12 protein-coding genes are annotated in these 14,817 nt (G+C 65.9%); 9 read left to right on the plus strand and 3 right to left on the minus strand.

All coding sequences use genetic code 11. The annotated features are described in order from the left end of the window. Positions 1 to 225: 225 nt before the first annotated feature. Positions 226 to 3,126: a TonB-dependent receptor domain-containing protein gene (locus tag PJ250_RS13880; RefSeq protein WP_271645168.1), complete on the plus strand. Its 2,901-nt coding sequence runs from the start codon at positions 226 to 228 to the stop codon at positions 3,124 to 3,126. Between the two features lie 156 nt (positions 3,127 to 3,282). Here PJ250_RS13880 and PJ250_RS13885 read toward each other — a convergent pair whose 3' ends face one another. Further along, on the minus strand, positions 3,283 to 3,633 hold the full coding sequence (locus PJ250_RS13885; protein WP_271645169.1) for a hypothetical protein: 351 nt from the start codon (positions 3,631 to 3,633) through the stop codon (positions 3,283 to 3,285). Between the two features lie 16 nt (positions 3,634 to 3,649). Then, entirely contained in the window at positions 3,650 to 5,560 is a 1,911-nt protein-coding gene (gene htpG, locus PJ250_RS13890) for a molecular chaperone HtpG (protein ID WP_271645170.1), read from the minus strand. A 381-nt stretch (positions 5,561 to 5,941) separates the two neighbouring features. Between htpG and PJ250_RS13895 the strand changes: the two genes are divergently transcribed. The 6 genes from PJ250_RS13895 (at position 5,942) to PJ250_RS13920 (ending at position 10,167) form a co-directional block, all read left to right on the plus strand. Further along, positions 5,942 to 6,859: an IS110 family RNA-guided transposase gene (locus tag PJ250_RS13895; RefSeq protein ID WP_271644615.1), complete on the plus strand. Its 918-nt coding sequence runs from the start codon at positions 5,942 to 5,944 to the stop codon at positions 6,857 to 6,859. Positions 6,860 to 7,025: 166 nt separating this feature from the next. Continuing rightward, positions 7,026 to 7,622 (plus strand): 16S rRNA (guanine(966)-N(2))-methyltransferase RsmD, encoded by a 597-nt coding sequence (gene rsmD, locus PJ250_RS13900; protein ID WP_271645171.1) that lies wholly within the window; start codon positions 7,026 to 7,028, stop codon positions 7,620 to 7,622. Between the two features lie 109 nt (positions 7,623 to 7,731). Continuing rightward, entirely contained in the window at positions 7,732 to 8,232 is a 501-nt protein-coding gene (gene coaD / locus PJ250_RS13905) for a pantetheine-phosphate adenylyltransferase (RefSeq protein WP_271645172.1), read from the plus strand. A 63-nt stretch (positions 8,233 to 8,295) separates the two neighbouring features. After that, a complete protein-coding gene (locus PJ250_RS13910; protein ID WP_271645173.1) occupies positions 8,296 to 8,802 on the plus strand; it encodes a hypothetical protein in 507 nt (168 codons plus the stop codon). 150 nt (positions 8,803 to 8,952) lie between these two features. Continuing rightward, positions 8,953 to 9,201, plus strand: a complete 249-nt coding sequence (locus tag PJ250_RS13915) for a YfhL family 4Fe-4S dicluster ferredoxin (protein ID WP_271645174.1) — start codon at positions 8,953 to 8,955, stop codon at positions 9,199 to 9,201. Between the two features lie 72 nt (positions 9,202 to 9,273). Beyond that, a complete protein-coding gene (locus PJ250_RS13920) occupies positions 9,274 to 10,167 on the plus strand; it encodes an MBL fold metallo-hydrolase (RefSeq protein ID WP_271645175.1) in 894 nt (297 codons plus the stop codon). A 73-nt stretch (positions 10,168 to 10,240) separates the two neighbouring features. Here the strand turns inward: PJ250_RS13920 and upp are convergent, their stop codons facing one another. Continuing rightward, entirely contained in the window at positions 10,241 to 10,876 is a 636-nt protein-coding gene (gene upp, locus PJ250_RS13925) for a uracil phosphoribosyltransferase (RefSeq protein ID WP_271645176.1), read from the minus strand. Positions 10,877 to 11,099: 223 nt separating this feature from the next. Here upp and PJ250_RS13930 point away from each other — a divergent pair, with 223 nt between their 5' ends. Next, positions 11,100 to 13,637, plus strand: coding sequence for a TonB-dependent receptor (locus PJ250_RS13930; RefSeq protein WP_271645177.1), 2,538 nt, complete (start codon positions 11,100 to 11,102; stop codon positions 13,635 to 13,637). After that, positions 13,637 to 14,812, plus strand: coding sequence for a phytase (locus PJ250_RS13935; RefSeq protein ID WP_271645178.1), 1,176 nt, complete (start codon positions 13,637 to 13,639; stop codon positions 14,810 to 14,812). The genes PJ250_RS13930 and PJ250_RS13935 overlap by 1 nt, the downstream gene beginning before the upstream one ends. Positions 14,813 to 14,817 lie beyond the last annotated feature (5 nt).

The following is a 14,817-nucleotide window of genomic DNA, read 5'->3' on the forward strand; positions in this document are numbered from 1 at the left end:
ACGGTGGACTGAAACGCACAAGCGCCGACGCATCGAGGCGGATGAAGGCAGGTCGGTCACCGTCGACCGGCCGTGTCCTCGTATCGCTGCAACACGACTGCGCCGGCGCTCTTTTCGATCTTCGCTGATGAGGGTTTATCTGCCGACCACTGGCCCATGCCGGTGCGTGGTTGGCTTTGCCTGACATTTCTCTTCGCTCGCCCCCACTGATCCAGGAGTTCGCACATGCCTTCACGCCCGTCCCATCCTCGGCCGCTGTACGGGGCTGTCCGATCTTCCGGTCGTCGCCTCCGACCGCTCGCGCTGGCCACCGCCTCGGCGCTGGCGGCTGCGTGGATGGCGCCTGCCCTTGCGCAGGACACCAGCGGTGACCAGGCCCCCAAGACCCTGGACAGCGTGGTGGTCACCGGTTCGCGCCTGCGCCGGGTGGATACCGAAACCGCCAATCCGGTGGTGACGGTCTCGCGCGAGCAGATCACCGCCAGCGGCAAGGCCACGGTCGGCGACCTGCTGCAGTCACTGCCGTCCATTGCCGGCAACGCGACCAATCCCTACACCAACAACGGTGGCGGCACCGGCGCATCGACGGTTTCCCTGCGCGGCCTGGGTGACAAGCGCACCCTGGTGTTGGTCAATGGCACGCGCCTGGCCTACAACGATGTCAATGCGATCCCGGCCAGCATGATCGAGCGCATCGAAGTGCTCAGCGACGGTGCTTCGGCCGTCTATGGCTCCGATGCCATTGGCGGGGTGGTCAATTTCATCCTGCGCGAGCGCTATGAGGGCGTGCAGTTCTCCACCGACTTCGGCACCAGCGCCAAGAGTGACGGCAATCGACGCAATTTCTCGCTGACCGCGGGCAAGGCGTGGGACCGCGGCAGCCTGGTTGGCGGCCTGTCTTATCACAACATCGATGCGGTCTCGGCCGCCGAGCGCGACTATTCCAAGGACGCCCTGTACCTGATCGATAGACAGCCGGTGAAGCAGGGTTCTTCGGCCACGCCGACCGGATCGGTCAACTTCAACGACGGCTCGGCAGCGTCCACGGCGCTGGCGTCCAGCAATGGCTGTTCGCGCGTCACGCTCAACGCTGGCGTCAGCGGCATGGCCAACGCCAGCGATTTCCATTGCTATAACGCAGCCAACGACTCGTACAACTACCAGCCCTACAACCTGTTGCAGACCCCCCAAAAGCGTACCAATGCCTTCCTGCTTGGCAGCCTGCGCCTGACCGACTCGGTCGAGGCTTACATCAACACATGGTTCAGCAAGACCGAGTCGTCCTCGGTGATCGCGCCGATCCCGATCTTCGCCAACGGCGACAACTTCCTGGTCTCGGCCGACAGTTACTACAACCCATTCGGCGTCAACTTCGGCACCGACCGCAGCACGGGCACCTCCTACAACGACCTCAACGTGCGCATCACCGGGCTGGGCAACCGGCGTTACCAGTACAACACCTACAACCTGCAGATCAATCCAGGCCTGCGCGGCAGCTTTGGCCAGTCATCCTGGCAATGGGATGCCAGCCTCAACTACGGACACGTCAAGCAGAAGTCGATCAATTACGGCTTCCTGGATTACGAGACGTTCAACCAGGCCGTGGGTCCTTCTTTCATGGACAGCGACGGCACGGTCAAGTGCGGTAGCGCGGGCAACGTCATCGCCGGCTGCACGCCGGTCAATATCTTCAACATCAACGATGCCTCCAGTCTGTCGGCGCTGCAGGACATGCTGGTCAATCCGGTGAACACCAGCGTCTATACGGTCAAGCAGTTCGAGGCCAATGCCAATGGCAACCTGTTCGATCTTCCGGCGGGCACCGTGAGCCTGGCTGCAGGCGTGTCCTATCGCAAGGAGTCCACCAGCACCCAGGCCGACCCGCTGTGGACCGGTGACGAGAACGGTTTGTGCGGGGTGATCGAATACTGCGCGTCGGTCCTCAGCGGCAGCTTCACCGTCAGGGAAGCCTATGCCGAGGCCTTGTTCCCCTTGCTCAAGGACATGCCGTTCGTAAGCTCGCTGAACTTGAGCGTGGGCAGTCGCTTTTCCGACTACAGCTCGGTCGGAAGCAAGACTAACAGCAAGGTGTCGCTGGAATATCGTCCCGTGGAGGACTTGCTGCTGCGCGGCACGGTGTCCCAAGTGTTCCGCGCTCCCAACATCAGCGAGCTGTACGCCGGCGTGGCTGGCGACGCGGCTACCGCCAGCGACCCATGCAATGGCTACACCGGCGGCCATGATGCAGCCTGTGCCAATGTGCCGACCGATGGCAGCTACCAGCAGGCCGATGGCCAGGTGTCGGGCAAGGCGTCCGGAGCCGCCATCGCCGGCTATCAGCTCCAGCCTGAAACCGGGAAGTCCTATGACGTTGGCTTTGTCTATGACCCCCATTGGATCGAAGGCCTTTCACTGAGCGCGGACTGGTGGCGTATCAACCTGGAGGACACCATCACCCAGGTCTCGGCGCAGACGGTGCTCAATCAGTGTTATGCCAACGGTGGCAGTGCCTTCTGCTCGCTGATCCACCGAAACGGCAACGGCACCATCAATTACGTGGCCGAGCCCACGGTCAACCTTGGCAAGTTGTGGGCCAGTGGTATCGACTTCAACGTCGGTTATCGCCTGCCTGACACCGCCTGGGGACGGCTCACCACCAGCCTTAATGGCACCTACCTGACCCGCTATGACGTGCTCCCCGACACCACGGACCCCAGCACGGTGACCATCCACAACCTCGGCAAGTTCACCTATTCGTATGGCAACTTCCCGCGCTGGCGAGCCTTGGGCACGGTGGGTTGGAACCTGGGTGACTGGAGCGCCAACTGGCGTATCCGCTACGTGGGCAAGACGCAGATCGGCAGCAGCGACCTGGACCAGAGCCTGTCGGCCGATGCCGATCAGGCAGGCGTGGTCCGCAAGATCGGTGCAGTGGTCTACAACAACCTGCAGGTGGGCTACAACGTCAAGCCGTGGCACACCCGGTTCGAAGTGGGCGCGGACAACATCGGCAACAAGCAGCCGCCGCTGTACTACGCCAACAATGTTGGCAATGCCAACACCGACGTGGCGACCTACGACTTGCTTGGCCGTTACTACTGGGCGCGTGCGACGGTGAGCTTCTGAGTGTGGTCTCCAGGGCGCCTGCGCGGTGTCCTGGAGGCGATGCCAATGCCGCCTGTGTTGGGCGGTTGTATGAAGGTGTGGATCGCTGGCTGGGCACAGGCGTTGTTGCTGCGCCCGGTATCAGCACGACCTGCAATGGCATCCGTTCTGAAGATCTCACTGGCTGGCGATCGCGCGGCCAAAGGCGCTGCACAACTCCCAAACCTGGCGCTCGGTGATGGGTTCCACCTGGCGCGTGGGGTCGAGGCGACCCTGCGCCTGGGGCAGGGGTGTCAGGTGTGGATCGTGACCAATCACAGTGAACAGGCGCACAGCCTGGATCTGCTGACTGCGATGCGTGATCTTCTGGAAGACCATGCCCCTGCGCGCAAGCAGCTGGCGTTGCCGGCCTATGGTGTGGCCGTGTTGAGTCAGGCGGACCTGCGCGCCCAGCGCGGTGAAGCAGGGTTCCATGCGGATGTAGCGGACAAAAAAAGACCGGCGCGGAAGGCCGGTCTTTTCATTCAACGTGTGGGTGCAGTGATCAGCGTGCCAGGTCCAGCAGCAGCTTGTTGAGCCGGCGCACGTAGCCGGCCGGATCCTTGAGGCTGTCGCCGGCGGCCAGCGCGGCCTGGTCGAACAGCACCTTGGACAGGTCGGTGAACCGGTCCTCGTCGGCCTCGGCATCCAGGCGCTCGATCAGCGGGTGGCCAGGGTTGAACTCGAACACCGGCTTGCCTTCCGGCACCTTCTGTCCGCTGGCCTCCAGGATCTGACGCATCTGCAGCCCCAGGTCGCCCTCGCCGATGGCCAGGATGGCTGGCGAATCGGTCAGGCGGTGGGATACGCGCACCTCGGAGACCTCCTCACCCAGCGCGCCCTTGAGGCGCTCGACCAGCTTCTGCTTGTCCTTGGCGATTTCTTCCTGGGCCTTCTTGTCCTCCTCGGACTCCAGCGCGCCCAGGTCCAGGTCGCCACGGGCGACATCGACGAAGGACTTGCCGTCGAACTCGGTCAGGTAGCTCATCAGCCACTCGTCGATGCGGTCGGTCAGCAGCAGCACCTCGATGCCCTTCTTGCGGAACACCTCCAAGTGCGGGCTGTCCTTGACCGCTGCGAAGCTCTCGCCTGTCAGGTAATACAGCTTGTCCTGGCCTTCGACCATGCGCGCCACGTAATCGGCCAGGGCCACGTCCTGGGCATCGGTGCCGGACTTGGTGGAGGCAAAGCGCAGCAGGCCGGCGATCTTCTCGCGGTTGCTGTAGTCCTCGGACGGGCCTTCCTTGAGGACCTGGCCGAACTCCTTCCAGAACTTCGCGTAGTCCTCCGGCTTGTCCTTGGCCAGCTTCTCCAGCATGTCCAGGGCGCGCTTGGTCAGCGCCGACTTCATCGAGTCGATCACCGGGCCTTTTTGCAGGATCTCGCGCGAGACGTTCAGCGGCAGGTCCGAAGAATCCACCACGCCCTTGATGAAGCGCAGGTACAGCGGTAGGAACTGGTCGGCCTGGTCCATGATGTAGACGCGCTGCACGTAGAGCTTCAGGCCCTTGGCCGCGTCGCGGTGGTACAGGTCGAACGGCGCACGCGCCGGCGCGTACAGCAGCGAGGTGTACTCCAGCTTGCCCTCGACCTTGTTGTGGCTCCAGGCCAGCGGATCGGTCTGGTCGTGGGCGACGTGCTTGTAGAACTCCTGGTATTCGGCGTCGGTCACCTCGGACTTGGGCCGGGTCCACAGCGCGCTGGCGCGGTTGACGGCCTCCCATTCGGGCGCGGCCGGGGCCTCGCCTTCGGCCGGGGCGGGCTGGTCCTTGAGCAGCTCCACCGGCAGGGCGATGTGGTCGGAGTACTTCTTGACGATGCCGCGCAGGCGCCAGCCATCGGCGAAGCCCTCCTCGCCTTCCTTCAGGTGCAGGACGATGGTGGTGCCGCGCTCGGGCTTGTCGACGGTGGCCACCTCGAAGTCGCCTTCGCCCCTGGACGACCAGTGCACGCCCTCGCTGGCGGGCAGGCCGGCGCGGCGGGTGTAGACGTCGACCTGGTCGGCGACGATGAAGGCCGAGTAGAAGCCCACGCCGAACTGGCCGATCAGGTGCGAGTCCTTCTTCTGGTCGCCGGAAAGATTCTTGAGGAAGTCGGCGGTGCCGGACTTGGCGATGGTGCCCAGGTGCGCGATGGCTTCCTCGCGGCTCATGCCGATGCCGTTGTCGTCGATGGTGACGGTCTTGGCTTCGGTGTCGTAGGTGATGCGGATGCGCAGGTCGCTGCCATCGCCTTCCAGCAGCGAGGCGTCGGTCAAGGCCTCGAAGCGCAGCTTGTCGGCCGCATCGGCGGCGTTGGAGACCAGCTCGCGCAGGAAGATCTCCTTGTTGGAATACAGCGAGTGGATCATCAGCTGCAGCAGCTGCTTGACCTCGGTCTGGAAGCCCCGGGTTTCCTTCTGGGTCTCGGTGGTCATAGGTCGTCTTGCTCCGTGGGTGGGACAGGCCGGTGGCGGCCGATGGCTCCCGGGGTGTGGGCACATGCCCGGTTTTCAAGAGCGGCGGATGCGGCCGAAGCCCTGTAGAGCGGAGCTTGCTCCGCTGGGGCTTTTCCCGCGATCTGGTCGAAGGGCAGCGGAGCAGGCTCCGCTCTTATCTGCTGTGGATCTGTCAGGTTAGGTGCCGAGCGCCGGCGTGGGCCACCGTCTCCGCTCTGGATCTGACGATCGCTTTGTAGCCTGGTGCCCACGCCGGAAGCTCCCTTGATCCGCCCGAACAGTTGCCCGAGCCGACACTCGGATGGATAAGACTGGGCAAGCGGGGAGTGCTCGACCCTTCCAGCCTAACGGAGATGCGCCATGCACGGGATCGGGATCGATGTGAGCAAGGCCACCTTGGAGGTGGCCGTCTACCATGGCCCTTGGCGGCAGTTCGACAACACCGTCGCCGGTCATCGCAAACTGGCCGCTTGGCTCAAGCCCCTGGCCGTGCGCCGGGTGGTGTTGGAGCCCACCGGCGGCTATGAGCAGCAGGTGCTCGATGCCCTGCATGCAGCAGGCCTGCCGGTGGTGCGGGCTAACGCGCGCCAGGTCCGTGACTTTGCCCGGGCCACCGGACAACTGGCCAAGACCGATCGGTTGGATGCGGCCGTGCTGGCTCAGATCGCCCAGGTCCTTGATCTGCCGCTTTATCAGCCGGCGCATCCATGGCAGCGCCGGCTGGCCGAGTATGTGCAGAGCCGTCGTCAGGTCGTCCAGATGCTGGTCAGCGCCGAACAACAGCTGGGTTGGGTCAAGGACCGCCAGCTACGCGGTGCGTTGCAGGCCAATGTCCTCCAACTCACCAAGAGCAAGGCCTTTCTGGATCAGCAGATTGCCCAACAGGTGCGCCAGCAGCCACAACTGGAGGCGATCCAGACGCTCAAGGGCGTGGGGCCGGTGTTGTTGGCGGTCCTGGCCAGCGAGCTTCCTGAACTGGGCAGGCTCGATGGCAAGGCCATTGCCAAGCTGGTCGGGGTGGCGCCACTGGCACGCGACAGCGGCACCCTGCGCGGCACCCGCAGCATCTGGGGTGGCCGCGCTGACATCCGCCAGGCCCTGTACATGTCGGCCCTGTCGGCTTTGCGCTACGAGCCGCGTCTACGCCAGTTCTACCAATCCCTGCGTGCTCGCGGCAAAGCGGCCAAGGTGGCCATCGTGGCGGTCATGCGCAAGATGCTGGTGATCCTCAATGCGCGTGCACGCGACGCCTGGAGCGTGCTGCCGGCGGGGGAGTGAGGAAGACAGTTGCTACAGAGGGAAATCTCGGGCGAGCGCAGCGGAGCGAGCTCCGCGCTACGGGTGCGGCAAGATCATCGGCGTGTCCAGCGGAGCAAGCTCCGCGCTAAGGGGAATGCGGGCACCGGGATCGTTATCATCTGCGGCCGTCCCATCGATCCCGACCATGCCGCGTCTGCCGCCCCCGTCTCCGGCCCGTTCCGCCCGTTCCGGCAATGGCCAGGTGCGCATCGTCGGCGGGCGCTGGCGCAACACGCGCCTGGCCGTGCCGGACGTGTCCGGCCTGCGCCCCAGTGGCGATCGGGTCCGCGAGACGCTTTTCAACTGGCTCACCGGGCAACTGGCCGGGATGCGGGTGCTGGATCTGTTCGCCGGGACCGGGGCGCTGGGGCTGGAGGCGGTCTCGCGCGGGGCCGCGGAGGCCGTCCTGGTTGAACGCGATGCAGGGGCGGCGCGGCAGTTGGTCCAGGTCGTGGAGCGGCTCGGGGCCGCTGGGCAGGTCCAGGTGGTGCAGGGCGATGCGCTGGGCTGGCTGGCCCAGCAGGCCGAGGGTAGCTTCGACCTGGCGTTCGTCGACCCGCCGTTTGCCGCCGGGCTCTGGCAGCAGGTGCTCGACGGCCTGCCGCGCGTCCTGGCGCCCCAGGCCTGGCTGTACGTGGAGTCGCCGCTGGACGAGGCACCGGCGCTGCCGTCGGGCTTCGTCCTGCATCGGGAGGGCCAGACCCGCGAGGTGCGCTATCGCCTGGCCCGCGCGCTCGGGTGAAGTCCGCTGCCCACCGCCGCGCCTGGTGTCTGTGCGTGCACCGGGGCTTGGACAGCTTCCGAGGCGGCGCTGTTACACTGAACGGCGAACTTTCCACGGTATTTTCTGAATGAGCGTGTCGCCCATCCGGACCGCGGTCTATCCGGGCACTTTCGACCCGATCACCAACGGTCACCTCGACCTGATCGACCGCGCCGCGCCGTTGTTCGAGCGGCTGGTGATCGGTGTCGCCGCAAGCCAGAAGAAAGGTCCGGCGCTGCCGCTGGAGCAGCGCGTGGCGCTGGCCCAGTCGGCGGTGGCCCACTATCCACACGTGGAAGTGCTGGGATTCGACAGTCTGCTGGCCGATTTCGTGCACAAAGTGGGCGGCCGGGTGCTGCTGCGCGGGCTGCGCGCGGTGTCCGATTTCGAGTACGAGTTCCAGATGGCCAGCATGAACCGGCATCTGATCCCGGACGTGGAAACGCTGTTCATGACCCCGGCCGAGCAGTTCGGCTTCATTTCCTCGACCCTGGTGCGCGAGATCGCGCGCCTGGGCGGCGACGTGTCCGGCTTCGTGCCGGCCTCGGTCGCCAAGGCGCTGCAGGATGCGCGTCGCGATGCGGCCTGACGGCCGACCCACCCAAGATTCCCCCGCCCCTAGACCGAAAGATTCCAACCGGAGGCTGTACCCATGAAGTCCACCAACCGCCTGCTCCTGGCCGCCTGCCTGGGCCTGTCCGTCGTGTCCCTGGCCGCCTGCGGCAAGAAGGACGCGGCGCCCGCGCAGGAAGCCGAGGCCGCACCGATGAGCGCGCCGTCGGGCACCGATGACGCCGCGTGGAAGAAGTACCTGCAGGACGTGGTGCCGCGCAACATGGGCAACATCAACAACCCGCCGATCATGTATTACCTCCCCGCCGAGACCGACTCGGACTTCCAGGGCAAGTACGACCGCCTGGCCGAGCAGATCGACAACGCTGCCCAGCGTGGCGTGACCACCGGCAACATGGTGGCCTTCGGCTCGCCGGTCAGCGCCAAGATGGCCGACCTGATCGTGGCCGCCTTCGGCAAGGCCTCTCCGGGCTCGTTCAAGGGCGCGCGCGTGCTGTTCGTAGGCGCCGCCGCCGACAACGACCGCGTCAAGGCGGCCGTGGCGCCGTCGGGCGCGGACTACGTGTTCGTCGACACCAAGCAGTAATCCTGTGCGAGACGGCGGCGCGCGCATGCGCCGGCGCTGACAGGACCCCAGTCGCCGCGTGCGGCTGGGGTTCTTTGCTTCACCGCCTTGCATCGTCGCAGGGCTGCCCGCACCTTCCTTCGTGTTCCCGCGCAACGCTGCAGACGTGCCATGTCGCTGAAGATCAACAACCTGTGCGTCAACTGCGACGTCTGCGAGCCAGCCTGTCCCAACCAGGCCATCTCCATGGGCGAGGAGATCTATGTGATCGACCCGGCGCGTTGCACCGAGTGCGTCGGGCATTACGACGAGCCGCAGTGCGTGGTGGTCTGCCCGGTGGAGTGCATCGATCCCGATCCGGAATATCCGGAGAGCCAGGGCGATCTGCTGGCCAAGCTGGCGCGCCTGCAGGCCGGCTGATCGTCACCACGGCTTGGGCTGGAGCGCTCGCGCGCGCATCATGTGCAGCTGGTCGCCGGGAGGGCACGTCTGATGAAACTCTGGTCCATCGTGGGCAATTCGCAGAAGCTCGATGGCGGGGCGATGTTCGGCAACGCGCCGCGCGCGCTGTGGGCGCGCTGGGTGCAGCCGGACGCGCACAATCGCATCGACCTGGCCTGCCGCGCGCTGCTGGCGCAGGATCTGGGCGGCAAGACCGTGCTGTTCGAGACCGGCATCGGCGCTTTCTTCGAACCGAAGCTGCGTGAGCGCTACGGCGTGGTCGAGGCCGAGCATGTGCTGCTCGACTCGCTCGCGCAGGCGGGCGTCTCGCACGAGGACATCGATGTGGTGGTCCTGAGCCACCTGCACTTCGATCATGCGGGTGGGCTGCTGGCACCGTGGGCGGAGGGGCAGGGGCCGCGACTGCTATTTCCCAACGCGACCTTCGTGGTCGGCGCGGCGCACTGGCAGCGCGCCCGGCAGCCGCATCCGCGTGATCGCGCCAGCTTCATCCCCGAGTTGCCCGGCTTGCTGGAAGCCACCGGGCGGCTGGAGATCGTCGAAGGCGAATATGCAAAGGCGCTGGGCGAGACGGTGCGCTTCCGCTACAGCGATGGCCACACACCGGGTCTGATGCTGGCCGAGATCGTGGGCCCCGAGCGCGATGCGCAGGGGCGGCCCCATGGCGGGGTGGCGTTCTGCGCCGACCTGATCCCGGGGCGCTTCTGGGTGCATGTGCCGATCACGATGGGCTACGACCGCAACGCCGAACTGCTGATCGACGAGAAGCGCGCGTTCCTGGAAGACGCGCTGGCGCGCGACGTGCGCCTGTTCTTCACCCACGACACCGATTGCGCGCTGGCACGGGTGACCCGCGACGAGCAAGGCCGGTTCGGCACCACCCACGAACTGGCGGAACTCAAGGCGCGGCCGCTGGCCGCGTAACATCTCCGCTCTACACAGGCCTGTTTGGTTGGGAGGGCTGTAGCGGAGCGAGCTCCGCGCTACGCCGACCGGTTCAGCTCTCCACGCGCGTGCCGAAGATCCGGTCGCCCGCATCGCCCAGGCCGGGCAGGATGTAGCCCTTCTCGTTGAGATGGTCGTCGATCGCGGCGGTATACACCTCCACATCTGGATGCGCGGCCTCCAGTGCCTTGAGGCCTTCCGGGGCGGCGACCAGGAAGATGCCCTTGATCCGCTGTGCGCCGGCGCGCTTGAGCATGTCGATGGTGGCGATCAGCGTGCCGCCGGTGGCCAGCATCGGGTCCAGGATCAGGGCGTCGCGTTCTTCCAGGCGGCCGGTGAGGCGCTCGAAGTAGGGCACCGGCTGCAGCGTCTCTTCGTCGCGCTGCAGGCCGACCACGCTCACGCGCGCGGCCGGGATCAGGGCCAGCACGCCGGGCAGCATCCCCAGGCCCGCGCGCAGGATCGGGACCAGGGTGATCTTGGCCCCGGCGATCTTCTGCACCTCGACCGGGCCCGCCCAGCCCTGCACGGTGTCTGGCTCGGTATGCAGGTCCGCCGTGGCCTCGTACGCCAGCAGGGTGCCCAGCTCGGTGACCAGTTCGCGGAAGCCCTTGGTGCTCAGGTTCGCATCGCGGAGCAGGCCGATCTTGTGGCGGACCAGGGGATGGCGGACTTCGACGGTTTTCATGGCGGGGGTCTTCGAGGAGGGTGCGGGCAGTGTGCCGCAACCGGCGCGGGCTGAACCAGCCGGAAGATGACGTTGGCATGACAGGCATGGCGTCTTCCAGCGCCTGTTTGCGCCGAAAAGGTGACGGTCCGAGCTGTGTGACCGCGAGTTGTCACTGGCATGAAACCTCTCGGACATACCGTGCGCCCTGACATTTTTCCGACCTGTCTGGGGACCCCACGCCGTGCCGAATCGCCATCGCCTTGCCATCGCCGTGTCCGTGACACTGGCCACGCTGATCGCCTCGCCAGCCTTTGCTACCGATGCTCCCGCCGCCGCACCCAACGATGCGACCACGCTGGACAGGCTGGTGGTCCGCCCGCAGCTGGAAGCGCAGGTGCGCGCGATCGACCTCAAGCGCGATTCCAATGCGATCCTCGATGCAGTGGCCGCCGATGATGTGGGCGATTATCCGGACCAGAACGTGGCCGAGTCGCTGTCCCGCCTGCCGGGCATCAGCGTGACGCGCGATCAGGGCGAAGGCCGCTACGTCGTGGTGCGCGGTCTGGACGCGGCGCTCAACAGCGTGACCGTCGATGGCCTGCATCTGGGCACGGCCGAAAGCGACAACCGCGCCACGCCGCTGGACACGATCCCCTCCGAGTCGACCGAGCGACTGAAGGTGATCAAGTCGCCCACACCGGACATGCCGGGTGACTCCATCGGCGGCACCATCGAAGTCGAGTCCGCCTCCGCATTCGACCGTGACGGGCGCAGCCTGCGCGCCAAGGTCGAGGCCAATCATCAGAATCTCAGCGGCAAGACCAGCCCGAAGGCTTCGTTCAACTACTCGGACCTGTTCGCCGACGACACCTTCGGTGTGGCGGTGGGAGTGAATTACCAGGACCGCGAGTTCCAGTCCGACAACACCGAGGGCGAGTACGACACCCTGGACAACGGCGACCTGTTCATGGTCCAGCAGCAGCGTCGCAAGTACTACGTCGATCGCAAGCGCATCGGCGCCAACCTCAACCTGGACTGGCATCCGGACGCGGACAGCAAGTATTACTTGCGCACGCTCTACAGCGACTACCAGGATGCCGAGACCCGGCAGAACACCGTCATCGACTTCGACGTGGATGACGTAGTCGCCAACGGCGACGGCACCTACAGCGCCCCGGTGGATGACCTGGGCAAGCGCGTGCGCTATCGCACCAAGAAGCAGAAGGCCTACGCGGCCAGCTTCGGGGGCGAGAACCGTCTGACCGATGCGGTGGTCGACTACCAGGTGGGCTACACCAAGACCGAGGAGCGCGTGCCCGACGAGATCGAAGCCCGCTTCAAGCTCGCCAAGAGCGTGCGCAACGATCTGGAGGCCAGCATCGACCAGACCGGCAGCCTGCCGCGGATCGACTTCTCCAATCCCGACTGGGAGTCCAACGACAACTACGCCTTCAACAAGTTCGTGCTGTCGCCGGGTGCCACGGACGACAAGGAGTTCAGCGCCAAGGTCAACGTGCGTTTCGATGGCGAGCACGGTCGCTACAAGATGGGCCTGCTCGGTCGTTTCCGCGACCGCGACGTGGACAAGGACGAGCCGGAGCTGTCCGAAGGCCCGGACATCGATCTGACCGACTGGACGGTGTCCGCGCCGGACCATCGCCACAACAGCCTAGGCCAGGCGCTCAGCTCCTCGGCGATGCGTGACTATTGGGCGCAGTACGGCGATCTCTACAGCGCCGACGACGGCGATGTGGCCAGCAATGCCGTGGCCGCCCTGGCCGAGGACTACACCTCGCGCGAGGACATCCTGGCGGCCTACGTGATGGGCACCTGGGACATCGGCGCACTGCGCGTGATCGCCGGCGTGCGCGCGGAAAACACCAGCTTCAGCGCGACCGGCAACCAGATCGACGTCGAGGACGAAGAGACCTTCAGCGTCAGCCAGCTCAAGGCCAGCAACAGCTACACCAACGTGTTGCCGGGGCTGCACCTGCGCTGGGATGGTGGTGATGGTTGGGCGCTGCGTATGGCGTTGAACAAGACCGTCTCGCGCCCGGGCTTCGGCCAGATCGCGCCGCACGCGACGATCAACAACGATGACACGGAAGTGGAGGTCGGCAACCCGAACCTGGATCCCTACGAGTCGACCAACCTGGACTTCTCCTTCGAAAAGTACCTGGGCGACAGTGGCATCGTCTCGCTGGGCCTGTTCGAGAAGTGGATCGATGGCTACATCGTCGACACGGTGCGCAACAACGATGCCGACTATGCCGGCTACGACGTGTCCATGGCCATCAACGGCGACAACGCGCGGGTGAAGGGCGCCGAGTTCAACTACCAGCAGTCGCTGAGCTTCCTGCCCGAGGGCTGGAACGGGCTGCTGGTTGGCGCCAGCGGCACCTGGCTGGACACCGATTTCGACCCGGGCCTGGAAGACCGTGCAGGAGAAGACTTCACGCTGCCGCGCGCCTCCAAGCATGTGTACAGCGGCTACCTGGGTTACGAGAAGTACGGCGTCTCGGCGCGGGTCTCGGCGGTGTATCGCAGTGAGTACCTGGACGAGTTGGGCAAGGGACGTGACTTCGATATCTACGTGGCGCCCAATACGCAGCTGGATTTCGGCCTGAGCTACCAGGTCACCGGCAACGTGGAGCTGTACTTCGATGCGTCCAACCTGCTGGACAAGCCGCTGGAGCGTTACCAGGGCGACCGCTCGCACACCCAGCAGTATGAGGAATACGGCCGCACCTACGCGGTCGGCGTGAAGGTGAAGCTCTGATGGCGGCGGTGTCCCTGTTGCGCGGCTCGGCCGCGCTGGCCCTGGCGTGCGCGCTGCTCTCGGCCTGCCACCCGGCGCAGGACGCCGCGCCGGCCGCTTCGACGCCCGCGCCGACGGTGGCCGATGCCGCCGACCGCGAGCCCGACGAGTCCGCCGAGCATGATCCCCTGCTCAGCGAGGCCAACATCCCGCATGCGGTGGTGGACGAAGCGTTCGTCACCCCCTCCACGCCGGCGGACAACCTCGATTCGCCCGCCGCCTGGGAGGCCCCGGACGGCGAGCGTTGGGTGATCACCACCGCCAAGAAGACCGGCGAGCTGGTGGTGTTCGATGGCGATACCGGTGAGCGCCTGCGCACCGTTGGCGGCAAGGGGGCTGCACCGGGCCAACTGGACCGGCCCAATGGCATCGCGGTGGTGGGCGACCTGGCCCTGGTGGTCGAGCGCGATAACCACCGCGTGCAGGCCTTCTCGCTGCCGGCGTTCAAATCGGTGGCGGTGTTCGGCGCTGCGGAGCTGAAGAAGCCCTACGGCCTGTGGGCGCATGAGAAGGACGGTGGCATCGAAGTCATCGTCAGCGACAACTACATGCTGGGCGCCGACGAGGAAACCGTCCCGCCACTGGCCGACCTGGGCCAGCGCTTCCGTCGCTACCAACTGGCGCGCCAGGGCGATGCGTGGAAGGCGACGCTGACCCAGACCTTCGGCGACACCACCCAGGCAGGTGCGATCCGCGTGGCCGAGTCGGTGTTCGGTGATCCGACCAACGACCGCCTGCTGCTGGCCGAAGAAGATGTGCCGGCAGGCACGCGCCTGCGCGAGTACAGGCTGTCCGACGGCACCTATGCGGGCAAGGACATCGGCGCGGACCTGTACAAGGCCCAGGCCGAAGGTATCGCCCTGCTGGCCTGCCCGGATGGCAGCGGCTACTGGATCGGCACCGACCAGTTCAAGGATCGCAGCCTGTTCCACGTGTTCGACCGCAAGACCCTGGCGCCGGTCGGTGCGTTCTCCGGCAAGGTCACCGCCAACACCGACGGGGTGTGGATGGATGCCCGTGGGGATGCGCGCTTCCCGCAGGGCGTGCTGTACGCGCTGCACGACGATCAGGCGGTGGCGGCGTTCGACTGGCGCGACATCGCCAAGACGTTGAAGCTGAAGGCATGCGCGCCTTGATGGGG

The sequence above is a fragment of the Pseudoxanthomonas sp. JBR18 genome (genome assembly GCF_028198165.1).
GTDB lineage: Bacteria > Pseudomonadota > Gammaproteobacteria > Xanthomonadales > Xanthomonadaceae > Pseudoxanthomonas_A.

What these genes read in the sequence shown, in the direction of transcription:
- PJ250_RS13880 (WP_271645168.1), top strand. Translation starts at nt 226, where the DNA reads ATGCCTTCACGCCCGTCCCATCCTCGGCCGCTGTACGGGGCTGTCCGA.
- htpG (WP_271645170.1), bottom strand. Translation starts at nt 5,560, where the DNA reads ATGACCACCGAGACCCAGAAGGAAACCCGGGGCTTCCAGACCGAGGTC.
- PJ250_RS13895 (WP_271644615.1), top strand. Translation starts at nt 5,942, where the DNA reads ATGCACGGGATCGGGATCGATGTGAGCAAGGCCACCTTGGAGGTGGCC.
- rsmD (WP_271645171.1), top strand. Translation starts at nt 7,026, where the DNA reads ATGCCGCGTCTGCCGCCCCCGTCTCCGGCCCGTTCCGCCCGTTCCGGC.
- coaD (WP_271645172.1), top strand. Translation starts at nt 7,732, where the DNA reads ATGAGCGTGTCGCCCATCCGGACCGCGGTCTATCCGGGCACTTTCGAC.
- PJ250_RS13910 (WP_271645173.1), top strand. Translation starts at nt 8,296, where the DNA reads ATGAAGTCCACCAACCGCCTGCTCCTGGCCGCCTGCCTGGGCCTGTCC.
- PJ250_RS13915 (WP_271645174.1), top strand. Translation starts at nt 8,953, where the DNA reads ATGTCGCTGAAGATCAACAACCTGTGCGTCAACTGCGACGTCTGCGAG.
- PJ250_RS13920 (WP_271645175.1), top strand. Translation starts at nt 9,274, where the DNA reads ATGAAACTCTGGTCCATCGTGGGCAATTCGCAGAAGCTCGATGGCGGG.
- upp (WP_271645176.1), bottom strand. Translation starts at nt 10,876, where the DNA reads ATGAAAACCGTCGAAGTCCGCCATCCCCTGGTCCGCCACAAGATCGGC.
- PJ250_RS13935 (WP_271645178.1), top strand. Translation starts at nt 13,637, where the DNA reads ATGGCGGCGGTGTCCCTGTTGCGCGGCTCGGCCGCGCTGGCCCTGGCG.